This window comes from Akkermansia sp., from assembly GCF_020860705.1.
GTDB lineage: Bacteria > Verrucomicrobiota > Verrucomicrobiia > Verrucomicrobiales > Akkermansiaceae > Akkermansia.
Window position 1 is genome coordinate 41,477 of record NZ_JAJBTT010000018.1, and the last position, 15,178, is coordinate 56,654.

General features: G+C 57.8%; 14 protein-coding genes and 2 tRNA genes. 10 read left to right on the forward strand and 6 right to left on the reverse strand.

Annotation, left to right across the window (positions count from 1 at the left end):
• Positions 1–273: hypothetical protein (locus LIO64_RS03460; protein ID WP_290548055.1), on the reverse strand; the 273-nt coding region annotated here is incomplete at its 3' end.
• Between LIO64_RS03460 and LIO64_RS03465 the strand changes: the two genes are divergently transcribed.
• From LIO64_RS03465 to LIO64_RS03485, 5 genes are all read left to right on the forward strand, one after another.
• Positions 262–1,689 (forward strand): hypothetical protein, encoded by a 1,428-nt coding sequence (locus LIO64_RS03465; RefSeq protein ID WP_290548056.1) that lies wholly within the window; start codon positions 262–264, stop codon positions 1,687–1,689. The two genes, LIO64_RS03460 and LIO64_RS03465, sit on opposite strands and share 12 nt — an antisense overlap.
• Positions 1,690–1,764: 75 nt before the next feature.
• Positions 1,765–2,046, forward strand: coding sequence for a twin-arginine translocase TatA/TatE family subunit (locus LIO64_RS03470; RefSeq protein ID WP_345779565.1), 282 nt, complete (start codon positions 1,765–1,767; stop codon positions 2,044–2,046).
• A gap of 516 nt (positions 2,047–2,562) precedes the next feature.
• Entirely contained in the window at positions 2,563–3,969 is a 1,407-nt protein-coding gene (locus LIO64_RS03475; protein ID WP_290548058.1) for an MBL fold metallo-hydrolase, read from the forward strand.
• 171 nt (positions 3,970–4,140) lie between these two features.
• A complete protein-coding gene (locus LIO64_RS03480) occupies positions 4,141–4,500 on the forward strand; it encodes an arsenate reductase family protein (protein WP_290548059.1) in 360 nt (119 codons plus the stop codon).
• Between the two features lie 8 nt (positions 4,501–4,508).
• Entirely contained in the window at positions 4,509–5,279 is a 771-nt protein-coding gene (locus LIO64_RS03485; RefSeq protein ID WP_290548060.1) for an ion transporter, read from the forward strand.
• 122 nt (positions 5,280–5,401) lie between these two features.
• On the opposite strand, the gene glgP is transcribed toward LIO64_RS03485, so the two are convergent.
• Positions 5,402–7,066 carry an alpha-glucan family phosphorylase gene (gene glgP / locus LIO64_RS03490; RefSeq protein WP_022396089.1) on the reverse strand — a complete coding sequence of 555 codons (1,665 nt, stop codon included), beginning with the start codon at positions 7,064–7,066 and terminating at the stop codon, positions 5,402–5,404.
• Positions 7,067–7,328: 262 nt separating this feature from the next.
• Here glgP and tdh point away from each other — a divergent pair, with 262 nt between their 5' ends.
• The gene (tdh, locus tag LIO64_RS03495) at positions 7,329–8,366 is read left to right on the forward strand and encodes an L-threonine 3-dehydrogenase (protein WP_343230507.1); all 1,038 of its coding nucleotides are present in this window, start codon (positions 7,329–7,331) and stop codon (positions 8,364–8,366) included.
• A gap of 111 nt (positions 8,367–8,477) precedes the next feature.
• Here the strand turns inward: tdh and def are convergent, their stop codons facing one another.
• Positions 8,478–9,182 (reverse strand): peptide deformylase, encoded by a 705-nt coding sequence (def, locus tag LIO64_RS03500; RefSeq protein WP_290548062.1) that lies wholly within the window; start codon positions 9,180–9,182, stop codon positions 8,478–8,480.
• A 143-nt stretch (positions 9,183–9,325) separates the two neighbouring features.
• On the opposite strand from def, the gene LIO64_RS03505 reads away from it, so the two are divergent.
• A complete protein-coding gene (locus tag LIO64_RS03505) occupies positions 9,326–10,576 on the forward strand; it encodes a hypothetical protein (RefSeq protein WP_290548063.1) in 1,251 nt (416 codons plus the stop codon).
• A gap of 58 nt (positions 10,577–10,634) precedes the next feature.
• Positions 10,635–11,420, forward strand: coding sequence for an SDR family oxidoreductase (locus LIO64_RS03510; protein ID WP_290548064.1), 786 nt, complete (start codon positions 10,635–10,637; stop codon positions 11,418–11,420).
• A 7-nt stretch (positions 11,421–11,427) separates the two neighbouring features.
• Here LIO64_RS03510 and LIO64_RS03515 read toward each other — a convergent pair whose 3' ends face one another.
• The 3 genes from LIO64_RS03515 to LIO64_RS03525 form a co-directional block, all read right to left on the reverse strand.
• Positions 11,428–13,395 (reverse strand): enterotoxin, encoded by a 1,968-nt coding sequence (locus LIO64_RS03515; protein ID WP_290548065.1) that lies wholly within the window; start codon positions 13,393–13,395, stop codon positions 11,428–11,430.
• Between the two features lie 73 nt (positions 13,396–13,468).
• Entirely contained in the window at positions 13,469–14,089 is a 621-nt protein-coding gene (locus LIO64_RS03520; RefSeq protein ID WP_290548066.1) for a hypothetical protein, read from the reverse strand.
• 114 nt (positions 14,090–14,203) lie between these two features.
• Entirely contained in the window at positions 14,204–14,701 is a 498-nt protein-coding gene (locus LIO64_RS03525) for a hypothetical protein (protein ID WP_290548067.1), read from the reverse strand.
• 194 nt (positions 14,702–14,895) lie between these two features.
• On the opposite strand from LIO64_RS03525, the gene LIO64_RS03530 reads away from it, so the two are divergent.
• Together LIO64_RS03530 and LIO64_RS03535 are read left to right on the forward strand one after the other, a co-directional pair.
• Positions 14,896–14,970, forward strand: a tRNA-Thr gene (locus LIO64_RS03530).
• Between the two features lie 42 nt (positions 14,971–15,012).
• Positions 15,013–15,088, forward strand: a tRNA-Lys gene (locus LIO64_RS03535).
• The last annotated feature ends 90 nt before the right edge of the window (positions 15,089–15,178 follow it).

Sequence of the window (15,178 nt, forward strand, 5' to 3'; positions counted from 1 at the left end):
CGCGAAGGAGGCTTCCAGCGCCGCGAAGGCGGGTTTGGAGGAGATCGCCGCGAGGGTGGATTCCAGCGCCGTGAAGGCGGCTTTGGCGGAGACCGTCGCGAGGGTGGATTCAAACGCCGCGAAGGAGGTTTCGGCGGAGATCGTCGCGAAGGAGGCTTTCAGCGCCGTGAAGGCGGCTTCCGCAAGCCTGGTTTTGGGGGCAGGTCCTCCGGTGGATTTTCCCGCGGAAACAGAGGCCGTTAATGATTGACTTGTTCCGGTATGAAGAAACATTGCACATGGTTGATCCTTGCCGGAGTGTGGGGGCTGTGCCTCATTCAGCCCCCACTTCATGCGTCTCAGAATGCTCCCTCCCCGGCATCCGCCGGTGAGGGGGATTTTGGGGCGTATTTGTCCAGCCTCCGGGAAAAAGCCCTGAATGGGGATAAGACCGCCGCCCGGGAGCTGGCTGTTCATTATGATGTGGCGGGGAATGTTCCGGAAACGTCCAGGTGGATGGCGGAATACGTTTCCCTGGCGGAGAAGGGCGCCAATGAAGGGGATGTGGATTCCATGCTGGATTTGGGCAAGCTGTTTTATACTGGCAGCCGCCTGTATCCCAAAAACCTGGAAAAAGCCCTGTTCTGGTTCACCCGCGCCGCTGACAGCGGCAATGCCGCCGCCCAGTACCAGGTGGCGGCGATGGCTTCCAAGGGCATCGGCGGCCCCAAGGATGAAGGAATGGCGGCCCGGTATTATGAAAAAGCCCTTCAAACGTGGAAGAAAGAGGCGGATTCCGGCGATTCCAAGGCGGCGTTGTGGACGGCCCTTCTGTATGAACGGAAGCTGGTGCCGGATAGCTCTTCGGAGAAGTCCGTTCCCTATCTCATTCATGCGGCGGAAAGCGGCAACCTGACGGCTCAGGGCCTGCTGGCGTTTAAATACCGGGACGGCCTGGGCGTGCCCCAGGATGCGGCCAAGGCCGTGGAATGGTTTGAAAAGGCGGCCAGCCAGAAGGATCTGGGCGCCGTGATGGAGCTGGGCATCATGTACCGTGACGGAAAGTATATGCCTCCTGACCGGGAAAAAGCCCTCAGCTGGTTTGAAAAAGGAGCGGAATGGAAAGATCCGTACAGCATGGCCGCTCTGGCGGATATGCTGATGGAAGGCAATCCTTCCGGTGAACAGGCGGCGCGGGCGCTGGCCCTGTACCGTGAAGCCGCAGCCATCGGCTATCCTCCCGCCGCTCTGAAGGCCGCAGAACTGCTGCAGAACGGGAAGGGCGGGGAACTGGACGCAGATGAAGCCTACAGGCTGCTGCGCCGTGCGGCAGACGCCACCGGGGATCCCAAGGCCATGTACATGCTGGCGCAGGTGTATTACACGCGGGGGGATGATGCCCAGGGGGATTCCCTGATGAAAGCGTCCGCCCAGGCGGCCTATCTGCCGGCCATGAACCGCATGGCGCGTCTCCATCTTTTGCCGGGCAACTCCGTATCCTGGAATCCGGTGCTGTCCTATTACTATTGGAACCAGGCCGGGGAACTGGGGGATGAAGGGGCGGCTTCCGCGGCTTTCTGGCTGCTGTGGGGCAGCATGGCCGGCCTTTCCCTGGTGATCTTCCTGGTCGTTTGGCGGTTCCACCGTTTTGCCGTCAGAAGGCTTGCGGAACAGCAAAAACAGGAACGGGAATCTTCCGATGACGCATGAAGCGCATTATGAAGTATCCGGCATGAAACAAATCTGTTATAAGCACCGTAGCACTCCATGATGAACACACTAGCTATTTTTGGTCTGGGAACGCCGGAGATTATCGCCATTCTGGTGATTGTCTTCCTGTTGTTCGGCGCTAAGAAACTTCCGGAATTCGCCCGCGGCCTGGGCAAGAGCCTGGGAGAATTCAAGAAGGCCAAGGCCGAGTTTGAAGAAGAATTGTTGAAAACGGAGAAGGAAGCCATGAGCGATGTTCCCGCCTCCAAGCCGGAATCCCGTCCCTCCCCCGAGCTTTCCCAGCCCATTGACGTGGAAGTGGAAAAGCCGGCAGAGACCAAGCCGGAGGAAAAGTAGGTTTTCCTTCATCGGAACATTTGAGCAGGCGGGATTTTTCCCGCCTTTTTTGTCGGCTTTTTCCTGTCGCCCCGGCAGGATTGAAAAGAAAGGGGCAAAGGGGGGCAGGGTGTTTTTTTGAGCGTTGGCAAGCAGCCCGGGCAAGATGAAATCACCTTGTCTTGTCCGCTTTCATGGATCATGGCCTTGTTTTTGTTCGGAACAGGCGGGGAAGTCCGTTTTTACGGGTTCTTCCCTTTGTCATGGTTCCTGCTCCTGGCCTTTCCTGAAGAGCAAAGAGTATGAACAGGTTGCCCTTTTCTCATGAGGAAACGTTTTTTTGTTTTTCCCAAGTCCGGAAAGTCATCCTCTGCATGGTGTGAATTTTAGGGGAATACGCGTCGTACGCATGAGGAACCGTGATGAATGAATATCCATGCAAGGAACTAAAATAGAAGGAATGGCCCTGTGAAAATCATGATCCCGGAGCCTATTGATTTCTTGCGTTGAACGGCAGCATGTTGTACAAATGCATCAATGAACATTCGTTTTTGTGGAGCGGCAGGTACGACGACAGGGTCCCAGCATTTGCTGGAGGTGAATGGAAGCCGGATTCTTCTGGATTGCGGCATGTACCAGGGGCGGCGTGAGGAGGCTTGGCATATCAACAAGGATTTTCCCTATTTTTCTCCGGCGGATATTGACGTGGTGATTCTTTCCCACGCGCACATCGACCATTCCGGCAACCTTCCCAATCTGGTGAAGAAGGGTTTCCAGGGCAACGTATACAGCACGTACGCCACCCGCGACCTCTGCCAGATCATGCTGGCGGACGCCGCCCGCATCCAGGCGCACGACTGCGCATTCATCAATAAGATGAACAAGCGCCGGGGCATTCACCAGCCGGACGTTTACCCCACGTATTCCGAGCAGGACGCGGAACAGTGCATGCGCCAGTTCATCAACATCGGGTATGGGCGTCCCATTCCCGTGGCTCCGGGCGTGACGCTCACGTTTTACGACGCAGGCCATATCCTGGGGGCCGCCCAGGTATGCCTGGATATTGAGGACCGGGAAGACGGGCGGAAAAAACGCTTCCTGTTTTCCGGGGATGTGGGGCGGGGGGACAATGAACTCCTTCGTGATCCCGTGCCCGTGCCGGACGTGGACATCCTGCTGATGGAAAGCACCTACGGCGGCCGTTTCCATGAAGCCCCCTCCCGGGATGACGAGACATTCTGCCAGGCGATCCGGGAGGCCCTGGACCTGGGCGGCCGCATTTACATCCCCGCCTTTGCGGTGGAGCGCACGCAGCAGCTTCTCTATCTGCTGAACAGGGCGTACCATGAGGGCAGGCTCCCCCTCCTGAATGTGTATGTGGACAGTCCCATGGCCGTGAGCGCTACGGAGATTTTCCGCATTCACCCGGAATGCTTCAACAAGGAGGTGTACGATTTCCTGTTCATGGAGAAGGAGCCGTTCTGCTTTGAGCAGCTGCGGCTCATCCGCTCCGTGGGAGAATCCCAGGCCCTGAACAAGATGAGCGAGCAGGCCATTATCATTTCCGCCTCCGGCATGTGTGAAGCCGGGCGCATCCTGCACCATCTGGCGAACAACATCGGCAATCCGAAGAACACGGTTCTTTTTGTAGGCTATTGTGCGGAACATACGCTGGGCCGCAAGATCATGGACGGGTGGAAGGAGGTTCCCATCCTGGGCAAGCAGTATGCCGTACGCGCTAAAATACGGGAGATGGATTCCTTCTCCGGCCATGCGGATCATGGCGAATTGCTGGAGTACTTTGACAAGACCGGAGGCCCCAAGAAGAACATTATTCTGGTGCACGGGGAGGAACAGGCTTCCCTGGCTCTGGCGGAAGCGCTCCGGGAGAGACAGCCCAACCCCGTTTCCATCGCTCAGCTGGGCAGCGCCATGGTGCTTTAGAGGGGGCGGCGGCAGATGCCGCCCTGATACAACTGCACGCCGTCCGGTTTTTCCTGCAGCCTGGTTCCTTTTCCATGGCCGCCACATCCGGCGCGTTCCAATCAAGTCATGCGGGCAGGATGGCTGTGCTGGCCGCTTGACCCGGTGTGTTTGCGGGGCTAGCGTGCAGGTATGTCTTCCTTGTTTATTGAATATCCCAAGTGTTCCACCTGCCAGAAAGCCAAAAAATGGCTTGATGAACAGGGCGTTTCCTATGAGGACCGCCACATCGTGGAGCAGAACCCCACAGCGGAGGAGCTCCGGACGTGGATGCATGAGAGCGGCTTGCCTTCCAAAAGGTTCTTCAATACCAGCGGATTGTTGTACAAGAGCATGAATTTGAAAGACAAGCTTCCCGGCATGAGCCTGGATGACCAGGTGGCTCTGCTGGCCAGCAACGGCATGCTGGTGAAACGCCCTATCTTCATCACCAACGGAAAAATCTGCGTCGGCTTCAAGGCTGACGAATGGAGCTCCGCCCTGCATTTCTGATTTCCGTCATGCCCCTGATTACCCGCACCAAGCAAGGAGCAGCCAATTTCGGCCCCTGGGAGAACGTCGTCCGGGTGCTGATTCTGGTATGGTTCATCCTGTACACGCTGAACGCCATTCCGGATGTCCATCCGCTGGTGGGCCGCATTGCGGCCAAGGTGAATTACTGGATCAGCTATTTCTTCGTGTTTGAGTATATCCTGCGGGTGTTGTGCGCCAAGCCGCGGAAGACCTATATCTTCAGCGGCATGGGCATTCTGGATTTCATTGTCTGCGTGCCGTTCCTGGGCATGTTTTTCGGGTTGGACTGGCAGCTTCTTTATTCCCTGAGGATTGTCCGCGTGCTGGCTATTTTCAAGCTGGCCCGGTTTAATGAAACCGCGGCCAGTTTTAAAAAGGCCTTCTACCTGATCCGGGATGAGTTTTTCCTGTTCTTCTCCGTGATCCTGTTCATGCTGTACGTAACTTCCCTGGGCATTTACATCGCGGAGCACGAGGCCCAGCCGGAAAAATTCCGGTCCTTTTTTGACGCCCTCTGGTTTGCCGTGGAGACCCTGAGTACGGTAGGATACGGCGACCTGGTGCCGATTACGCCCATGGGGCGCATTTTTACCGGAGTCATCATGTTTATTGCCGTGTCCATCATTGCCATTTCCACGGGGCTCATTACTTCCGCCTTCTCCCGCGTATGGCAGCAGGAAAACGTCTTTGCGCATCGCCGCAAGCGCCCGGCGGACAAGATTGCGGCTGACGGAGGCGGTGAAAAGGGGGCCAAATAGCCTCCGTCTTCTTGGGGACGGGCAGCTCCGTTCCATGGATTGATTAAAACAGGCTTCAACAGAAACGGCCGCCCTTCCAGGAAGAAGGGCGGCCGTCGCATAAAAGCGGGGAAGGAGTTTTCCTAGCTGTTGTACATCTCCGTGTAGTACTGGTCCGCCATGCGGTCGGAGTCGAATTCGGGATAGATATCGGTCATCGCATTGAAGACGATATCCATCCACTTGTCGTTGTGATCGTAGTAGAGCGGCAGAATCTTGTCGTCCAGGATGTTGTAGAAGTTGTCGCGGTCGGAGCGGTCGCGGGCTTCCGGGGAGAGATGGGGGGCCGCTTCCGGAATGACAAAGCAGTTTTCTCCGTCCTTGGCGAATTCGCAGATCCAGCCGTCATTGGTGGAGACGGAGATGGAGCCGTTCATGGCGGCGGACATGCCAGAGGTGCCGGAAGCTTCACGGGTGACCACGGGGTTGTTGAGCCACACGTCGGAGCCGTTCTTCAGGTAGCGGCTCAGGCCCAGTTCATAGCCGGTGAGTACGGCGGAACGGGGGTATTTGGCCGTCATGTCGTTCAGGCGGTTGAAGATTTCAATGGCGCCATGGTCCATCGGGTAGGGCTTGCCGGCCCAGATGAATTGCACCGGATAGTTCGTGCGCTGAAGCATGCGTTCAAACATGGTGGGATTGCCGGTGACCAGGTCCGGACGCTTGTAGGCCGCAAAGCGGCGCGCCCACACGATGGTGAGGCAGTTCGGGTCAAAGACGCGGCCGGTCTGTTCCCCCACCATGCGGAAGAGGGCTTTTTTCAGGGCGCGCTTGCGGCGGATGAAGGCTTCCTTGTTGCGGGCCTGAAAGGCTTCCGCCAGTTCCGGATCCTGCCAGTATTTCTGGTTCTGGGCGTTCGTGATGTGGATGATGGGGCACACGCCCTCATAGTCCTTCCACATCTGGCGGGAAACTTCCCCGTGAAGCTTGGAAACGCCATTGGCTATGTGGGAAAGGCGCAGGGCGGCCAGCGTATAGTTGAACGTGTTGTCCGTCAGGCCCACGGCGGCGCGCACCTGTTCCATGGAGAGCCCGTCGAAGAAGGAGAACGTATTCATGGTGTTCACGTCCATCTTTTCATTGCCGGCTTCCTCCGGAGTGTGTGTGGTGAAGACGAAGCGCTTGCGCACTTCCTCCACGCTGCCGGTCTTGGCAAGCACGTGGAAGGCGGCGGCCAGGCCGTGGGCTTCATTCAGGTGGTAGATTTCCGGTTCAATGCCCAGCTCGTCAAAGAGGCGTGCGCCGCCTTTGCCGAGCAGCACGTACTGGGCGATGCGGGTGAAGCCGTTGGCGTCATACAGGCGGCGGGAGATGTTGCGGCTTTCCTCGTCGTTTTCCTCCAGGTCCGTGGAAAGGAAGAACATGGGAGCGGTGCCGAAGGTTTCCGGATTCAGGAAGTAGGCCTTCACCCAGACGGGCGCTCCACAGACGTGGATGAGGAACTTGATGTTGTGGTCTTCCAGGAACGGATAGTTCTTGCGCATGTACTGCGTAGCCATGGAACCGTCTTCCGCCCGGATCTGGTTGTAGTAGCCGTAGCTCCACAGAATGCCCACGCCCACGAGATTCTGGCGCAGGTCATGCGCGCTGCGCATGTGGGAACCGGACAGGTAGCCCAGGCCCCCGGAATAAATTTTGAATGAATTGTCAATGGCGTATTCCATGGAGAAGTACGCTACACTTTTTCCGTATTTGGGGTCGATTTCATACGGATGCTCGAAAATGGTGGGTAAAAATGATTTCGCCATGGTTCTGTAAGTGGAGTAAAGCGTTCAACGGGTGAACCTGTATGTCTTGGTATCATGGTTCGGCTATATTGGAAAGGGCAAATTGCGTGTGTGTTTGAATTGTCGATTGAACAGGAACGCCTTTCCGGATCTGCTCTTCCACGGTTTTCCCGTGTGGGAGCGTAGGGGAGGCGGAAGAGGGCGGCGAGCGGCTCCGGAAGCTGTTTTCCTGTGCGCCGGAAATGAATTTTGAGCTTGCCGCCGGAGGGGAAAAAGAGCATGAATGACGGGCATGAAAGCTCTTGTAAAAACGCAGGCAGGCCCCGGTTTGGAACTGATGGACGTTCCCATGCCGGAAGTCGGCCCGAACGATGTTCTGATTAAAATTCATAAGACAGCCATTTGCGGCACGGACCTTCATATCTGGAACTGGGACAAGTGGGCCCAGCAGACCATTCCCGTGGGCATGCACGTAGGCCATGAGTTTTGCGGCGTGATTGAATCCGTGGGCTCCTCCGTCACGGAGTACAAGCCCGGGGAGATCGTTTCCGGGGAAGGCCACATCGTCTGCGGCCATTGCCGCAGCTGCCGTTCCGGCCAAAAGCACCTGTGCCCGAATACGAAGGGCGTGGGCGTGAACAGGCCCGGCTGCTTTGCGGAATATCTTTCCATTCCCCAGGACAACGTGGTGCGCATCCACAAGAGCATTCCGATGGAAATCGCCTCCATTTTCGACCCCCTGGGCAATGCCGTCCATACGGCCCTGTCCTGGGATCTAGTGGGTGAAGACGTCCTGATTACGGGGGCGGGCGTCATCGGCTGCATGGCCGCCGCCGTTTGCAAGAAGGCGGGAGCCAAGACGGTGGTCATTACGGACATCAATGATTTCCGCCTGAGCCTGGCCAGGACGCTGGGAGCGGACCGCACCGTGAACGTGACCCGTGAAAAACTGGAGGACGTGATGAAGGAATTGGAAATGACGGAAGGATTCGACGTGTGCCTGGAAATGAGCGGTGCACCGTCCTGCCTGAAAGACATCATTGACAGTTCCCGCAACGGAGCCAGCATTTCCCTGCTGGGCATCCAGCCGGACGGCTCCAGCATCGAATGGAACAAGTTCATCTGGAAGGGGCTGAAGATGAAGGGCATTTATGGCCGTGAAATCTTTGAAACCTGGCACAAGATGGATTCCATGATCCGCAGCGGCCTGAATGTGGCTCCCATCATCACGCACCGCCTCCCCTATACGGAATTCAAGGAAGGCTTTGAAGCCATGAATTCCGGCAAGTCCGGCAAGGTGGTTCTGGACTGGATTGTCTGATCCGTGCGTACTTTTTTACCGTATTGACGAATGCCCCGGCTTTCCAAAAGGAAGCCGGGGCATTTTTATGTGAAGAAGAGGGCCGGAAGGAACGGTTGCTCCCGCGGAGCGTCAGGCCGTTTTTCTGGGCGGCGCGGGCGTCTGCGCTGCCTGCGCCCGGGCGCGGCGTTCCTCCTTCATGCGGCGTGCGTAGCTGTCGTCGTCTTCCTCAAAGGCGTTCGGATGGGTCAGTCTGAGCCTCCGCACCACCTTGTCATGGTCCTGGGGGGAGACCAGGTCCGTGAACAGTCCGCCGTGAAGATGGTCCACCTCGTGCTGCAGGCAGCGCGCCAGCAGTCCGTTGCATTTGATGGTCATGGTGCGTCCGTCCATCAGGGTCAGAACGGCTTTCACGCAGGAGCGGCGCATCACGTCCGCATAAACCTTGGTGATGCTCAGGCATCCTTCCCGGTACGGTATTTTTTTGCCGAAGGGATGCAGGACGGGATTGATGAAATTCAAGGGCATGATTTGCGCCAGTTCGGCCGGGCGTCCGTCCACTTCCAGCCAGGTGGTGGTGGCGTCCGTGGGGGGAATGTTGATGGTCACCATCTGGATGGGCTTCCCCACCTGGGGCGCGGCCAGGCCTATGCCTCCCTGGGCCAGGGTTTCCTGCATGTCGTCCAGGAAGGAAAGAAGGTCGCTGCTGATATGGACTACGGGGCTGCATTCCTCCCGCAGAAGGGGGTGGCCGTATTGAAGAATGTTAAGAATCACGGCAGGTATGATGGATTGGGTAACAGGGTGGACTCCTCCTTTCAGGAGAGTGTTCAACATATCAAAAAATATTCCCGTGCATCAAGCCCGGAGGAATGTTTTTTCCGGATGGAATGAAAAGGCCTTGAACTTTGGGACCGCTTTCTTACGGTAACCGTGTGCCTGGTGCGGAGGAGACATCCTCCTCCCGGTGCAACTTTCTCATGAAGCTCTGCTGCCGTTTTTCCCTGTTTCTGAATTTGCCGCTGGTCGTGGGGGCGTGCCTGCTGGTGCTGTGCTCCTGCGGGGATAAGGAGGATGAGCCCAAATCTGCGGAAGAAGACGGTTCCGGAAATTTATCTCCGCTGGAGTCTTATGAAGAACTTCTTTCCCTCCGCCTGAAGGAGGTGGAGCAGATGACGGATCTGGTCGCTTCCATTCATGACTGCGCGTCGGGAGAGGCCGTGATGGAGGAACTGGGGCGCCTGACGGAAAGGCTGAAGCTTTATGATATGAACTGCGGGAACCTGATGAGCCTGAATCCGCACGTTCAGGAAGAGTCCCGGCAGAAGCACCCCGCCTTCCACTCCATTCTCCGGGAACGGGTGGAAAAGGCGCGCGACCGGATGATGGAGGGGATAGTAAAGATTCATAAACTCAGGTATTACGATTCCTCCGTCATCAGGAATGATCTGGAAAAGTACGGGCTTTGCCTGACGGATGAACGGATGGCCCGGTACTTGAATGACCGGATCCTGCCGTTTCTGAGAGCTTATCTGGACCAGTATACCACCATGGTGGACATGCTGGAAGGAATTGACAACAAGGTGGCGGCGGAAGCTTATGCCGTGTCTGTAGCCCTCCAGGGGCGCATGGTCAAGGAACAGGTGTACAACATCCTCCGGATGGAGCAGGAATACAGGGAGTGGCTCCCGGGGTTTGAGCGGTATTTCCATGACGGCCTGGAGAAAATGAGGAAGAAGGCGGAAGAGGAGCGCAAACGCGCTTTCCGGGCCCTGCTGAGGCTGGCGGCTGCCAGGATGTATGATTGCCCGTCCATGCAGAAAGCGGTGGGGGGACTTGATATGGAACAGCCCCGGCTGATAGATTTTCAGGAGTTCTGGAGCGATCCGGTGATGACCATGGAGGAGTTCTGCCTGTGCCTGGAAAGAATTCAGCACCTCCTGGGCGACATTGAGAATTCCGGAACGGCGGACCAGCGTGCCATGGAGGTGGTGGAAGTGGTGGCCAGGCTGAAAAGGCTGCGCTACGTGGTGGATAATTTTCAGAAATCTGGCCGGATGAACCTGGTGAAAACCAAGGATATGGAAAGGATCAGCCGCCGGGCGGAGGATGCGGAAATGGCCGTTTCCAGCACCATGGCGCATCTCATTGTGGAGACGGACGTCATGACCCGTTCTCCGCTTCTTTCCCGCGCCATGAATTTTTACCGCTATGTGATGTATACGCATTGAGGGCGGTATGGCGGAAAGGTCCTATTGACATCCTGCGCGGGAGCGGGACAATCAGTTCATGATGGATATTGATTTTTCCGGCAGCGTTGTAGTGGTGACGGGTGCAGCTTCCGGCATTGGCCGCGCCATTGCGGAGGCGTATGCCGCAGCGGGCGCCCGGCTGGCGGTGCTGGACGTCAAGCATGAGGAAACGGCCGCGCTGCTGGAAGAACTGCCGGGAGAAGGCCATCTCTGCGTGACGGGGGATGCGGCCGTGGAAGAGGACGTGCGGTTTTTTGCGGAAAAGGTGCTGGAGCACTTCGGCCGCGTGGACGTGCTGGTGAATAATGCGTGCATCACGCGCCGCGGCATTCTTTCCGGCTGTTCCTATGAGGAATTCAATGAAGTGCTGCGCGTGGGCGTCTCCGCCCCCTACCTGCTCAGCCTTCTGTTCCGCGACCATTTTTCCCGCGGGGCTTCCATTGTCAACATCGCCTCCACCCGCGCTTTCATGTCCCAGAAGGATACGGAAAGCTACAGTGCGGCCAAGGGAGCCCTCGTTTCCCTGACCCATGCGCTTGCCATGAGCCTGGCTCCCTTCGGCGTGCGGGTGAACAGCATCAGCCCCGGCTGGATTGACACGGGGGCCTTCGGCGCCCTGTCCGTGGAGGACGGCCTCCAGCATTCTGCCGGGCGCGTTGGAACGCCGGATGATGTCGTTCAGGCCGTCTTCTTTCTTTGCCGTTCCGGCTTCGTCAATGCGGAAAACCTGGTCATTGACGGAGGGATGACCCGCATGATGGTGTATCACGGGGATGAAGGCTGGACGTTCCGGCCGGAGCCGCAGGACGGAGTTCCCTCCTGACGGCGCGTCAGGGCTGCGGCACGCCTTCCATCACGATTACTTCAAACGGTTCCAGCGTAATCCGGACGATTTCCCCGGCCCGGAAGCCGGAGAAGGGAAGCTTCTTTCCGTTGGGGGAGGTGACTGCGTAGCTGCGGGGGGCTTCCGGAGGCAGTTCAAAAACGGCCCCGGGTTCAAAGCTCCAGATGCGGCGTTCCGCGGAAGGGTTGCGCACCGTGAGGATGCCTTTGGCCGGGGACCACGCCGCCCAGCCGTATACCTGCAGGTCCATGGGGCTGCCTCCCGCCCAGTGCACGTCCACCAGCGTGTCGTTGTTTTCCCTGGCCCAGATGGCCGCTTTGGCCAGTGTGTCCCACTGGGCTGAAGTAAGCATCCGGGGCGTTATGTAGATTTCCTGCATCTGGGTGCCGGAGCCGAAGGCGGACCAGATTTCATCTTCCAGGTCCGTTCCTTCCACGGTGTCCAGCCCCCGCGCCTTCTGCGTGTAAATGATGCCGTGGTTCATCAGGGAATTGATGGGGAAGAGCGGGGAAACGGCCACGTTGTTGTTGAAAATGCGGGAATCCCGGAAGGTCATCCATTTCTGGCGCATGGTTCCTTCACCGATGAATTCGTGGTCCCAGCCGCCGCGCCATACGGAGTCCGCAATGCCGAACCAGAACGGTGAGGCCCAGGTGCCCGTGGTCAGGTTGATGAACAGGTCCGGGCGTTCCTCCCTCAGTTCCCCCAGCAGGTGGATGACCGCTTCAAAGTCACTGGCAAACCGGCTGCCGGGCAGCTGCGTTTCTTCTCCGGACGTGCCGTCCAGCTTGAAATGGTTTACGCCGTTGTCACGGATCATGTGCAGGCACATTTCCTTGAAATGGTCGTAATACTTCGGGCCGCTCAGCGCGAAGCCCCTCTCGTTCGTTTCAAAGCGGTCTCCGGCGGCGTCCAGGCGGTTCTGCTTGGGCTTTCCGTAACCTCCCCACGGGGACAGCCATACGCCCGGACCGCTTCCGTAGGAAGCCGCCAGCCTGTTGACGTTCCGGAACTCGTCCCGGAACCCTGCGTTGAATTCCCAGAGTGTTTCCGGATTGTCCCAGCCGTCGTCAAACAAAATGGAGTCCAGCACGGCGCCGCGTTTGCGGACCAGTTCCTCCCCGTACAGGCGCACGGCTTCACTGGCAAAGGCCTCATCATAGCGGTCAAAGAGGGTGTCGTACCACGTATTGTAATTCAGGAAGGCACCGTAGGGCCGGGCGCGCTCCTCGTTCACGTAGCCCAGCTGGAAGGTGCGGCGCAGCTGTCCGGGGGCGGCGATGCCCAGCACGGCGGAAACGTTTAAATGGGTGCGGGAGGGAATGTCCGTCTTGCGGGAAATCTGGGCTACCAGCCTGCCTTCCTCCTCCCCGTTGTGGGAAAGAGGGCTTTCCACGCCCGCAAACAGCCTGCCGCCGGATGCCGTGGCGGGCGCGCCCCTGACGCTGCCCCGGGTCTGGATGTCCGGCGCGGAAAATTCCAGCACGCGCACCATGCGGATGGGGGAAGCCCACTGCATCGGGCAGATGTCCAGCAGGATGCGGGCGTAAGGCTGTCCTTCCCGCAATTCCGCGGACCAGGTGACCGCCAGCCCTTCCGTCTCCCAGGCAAAGGGAACGGTGATGCGCACGCCGGCGCGGCGTTCCGCCAGCCTTCTGGCTCCGGGCCGGGCGGGAATTTGTTCTTCCACCGGGCGTTCCGCCAGCAGGTTGGCCGCTGAGATTTTCCGGGGCCTGGGGCGGGGAGCGTCGTCCGTGACGCCGTCCTCCTTGATTCCGTAATCCAGGTGGATGCTGAATATGTCGTCCCCCAGGCGGTAGGTGCAGCCGTTCAGCCTGTCCGTCAAGGTTACTTCCGCCAAACGCCGTCCCGCCGTGCGGACGGCAAGTTCAATCCATTCATTCGCGGCGGCAAGCATGCCGGGGGCTTCCCGGGTCACGGAACATATATTCATGCGGGAAAATTATGCCTGCCTGCGGATGAAGTAAAGGCGGGAATGGCCGCCGCCGCCCGTTTCCCCCCCCCGCTCATGCCCCTTCTCCCGTGCACAGATGGTATAAGCCCTGGTAGGTGGTGCCTATGATTCCGATTGGAATGAGAAGGATATTGGCCACTACCGTTCCGGGCACGTCGACCAGGCAGGTCTGGAATCCGGCTGCGATCTTCCGTCCTGTGGAGGGGGCTTGAAGGATCTCTTGTTTCATCCTGCTCCCGGGATCCGTCCTTTTAATCGTGGGGATTGCCGGGCGGATCTTGATTTTGCGGGCTCCGGAGGGATTGAATTGTTCCGCTACGGCGGTTTCCCCGGAGTTCATGAACGCGACGGGGGATACGGAGGAGGGCTGGTTTTTTTCTTCTTTCCAGGGGGATTGAAGAAAGACGGTTTTTTCCGTTCCCGGAATGCTCTTCATGGCCGAGCCGTCTCCCACCTGGGTCATGGGAGATCCTATGACCGGCGTATCCTTGTGCTGGTCGCACTGCGTGGCTTTCATGAAGACGAAGCCGTTTTTCAGGTAGGCTTCCGGGTGTTCATCCAGCTGCCAGGTTCGGTAAACGGTTCCGGCGTCCAGCGTTTGGGCGGCGGTATTGACGGAGATGCAGGAGCCTGGCAGCAAAAGCGCCGCCGGCATGAGCAGGAAACGATTCATAGGGTATGCTGTCACGGATAGCAGTACCCTGCCTGTCAGTCAATGCCAAACATTAAAGCCGCCCCGGAACGGAACGGCTTTAACATCCTTAACAGTTGAAAAGGGATGAGGAAATCAACGGATGGTGACGCGGGGGTCATTGGCCAGAACATCTGCCAGTTCATCCCAGCCGTCTTCCGTCTGGAGCTGGAACATTTGAAGGTACACGGACGCTACGCCGGGAGAATATTTTTCAAACAATTCGTCCACGGCCTTGGAGAGTTTTTCCTTGTCCAGCGTTTCCGGCAGTTCGTTCACGATGCCGTTGCCGTCATGGGGAATGCCCAGCGTGTTCAGGAAGGTAATCAGCATATCCTGGTGCTTGCGCAGGAGCCAGACCTGGAGCAGGTGGTCCCCGATTTCATTGCTGGGCTTCCATGCCAGCATTTTCTGGATGAAGGAGAATTGTTCCTTGAGGGGCTTGCGCTGGATGAATTCCGGGCGCAGCTTCTTCAGGGCGCCCAGTTCACGCACGGCGGCGCGGTAAATGGCCCGTTCCTGGTTGCGCATCCAGTCCAGAATGTCGCTGATGGTCTGTTCGTCTGCCTGCTGGAAAATGTAATATGCCTTCATGATAAATAATGAAAGAAAAGCTTGTTGAGGAGACGAACTCCATCATGTTTCCTCTTCTTATGCAAGCTCTTCTACTGTCACCTGCCGCGCTTGGCCCCGATTCCGGATTCCAGGCGTGAAAAAACGGCCTTGTTGCAAAAAAGACTTGCTAAAAGGGGGCTGTTATGATTACTTGCTTCCGCGCTTCTCGCGATGCCACTGTAGCTCAGGGGTAGAGCAACGCATTCGTAATGCGTGGGTCGTCGGTTCAATTCCGACCAGTGGCTCCATCTTCAGGGTTGGAGCATATCGTGGGGAACTGCCGGATACATGCCTCGTTAGCTCAGTTGGTAGAGCAGCTGACTCTTAATCAGTTTGTCCACGGTTCGAGCCCGTGACGGGGTACCATCCGGTCGTTCTTTCAAGGAACGCCACCATTCCAGTGCCTCGTTAGCTCAGTTGGTAGAGCAGCTGACTCTTAATCAGTTTGTCCACGGT

Excerpts from the sequence above, each read along its gene's own strand:
- LIO64_RS03485 (WP_290548060.1), top strand. The coding sequence starts at position 4,509 with ATGCCCCTGATTACCCGCACCAAGCAAGGAGCAGCCAATTTCGGCCCC.
- LIO64_RS03505 (WP_290548063.1), top strand. The coding sequence starts at position 9,326 with ATGAAGCTCTGCTGCCGTTTTTCCCTGTTTCTGAATTTGCCGCTGGTC.
- LIO64_RS03520 (WP_290548066.1), bottom strand. The coding sequence starts at position 14,089 with ATGAATCGTTTCCTGCTCATGCCGGCGGCGCTTTTGCTGCCAGGCTCC.
- LIO64_RS03480 (WP_290548059.1), top strand. The coding sequence starts at position 4,141 with ATGTCTTCCTTGTTTATTGAATATCCCAAGTGTTCCACCTGCCAGAAA.
- LIO64_RS03510 (WP_290548064.1), top strand. The coding sequence starts at position 10,635 with ATGATGGATATTGATTTTTCCGGCAGCGTTGTAGTGGTGACGGGTGCA.
- def (WP_290548062.1), bottom strand. The coding sequence starts at position 9,182 with ATGTTGAACACTCTCCTGAAAGGAGGAGTCCACCCTGTTACCCAATCC.
- glgP (WP_022396089.1), bottom strand. The coding sequence starts at position 7,066 with ATGGCGAAATCATTTTTACCCACCATTTTCGAGCATCCGTATGAAATC.
- LIO64_RS03525 (WP_290548067.1), bottom strand. The coding sequence starts at position 14,701 with ATGAAGGCATATTACATTTTCCAGCAGGCAGACGAACAGACCATCAGC.
- LIO64_RS03465 (WP_290548056.1), top strand. The coding sequence starts at position 262 with ATGAAGAAACATTGCACATGGTTGATCCTTGCCGGAGTGTGGGGGCTG.
- LIO64_RS03475 (WP_290548058.1), top strand. The coding sequence starts at position 2,563 with ATGAACATTCGTTTTTGTGGAGCGGCAGGTACGACGACAGGGTCCCAG.
- LIO64_RS03515 (WP_290548065.1), bottom strand. The coding sequence starts at position 13,395 with ATGAATATATGTTCCGTGACCCGGGAAGCCCCCGGCATGCTTGCCGCC.
- tdh (WP_343230507.1), top strand. The coding sequence starts at position 7,329 with ATGACGGGCATGAAAGCTCTTGTAAAAACGCAGGCAGGCCCCGGTTTG.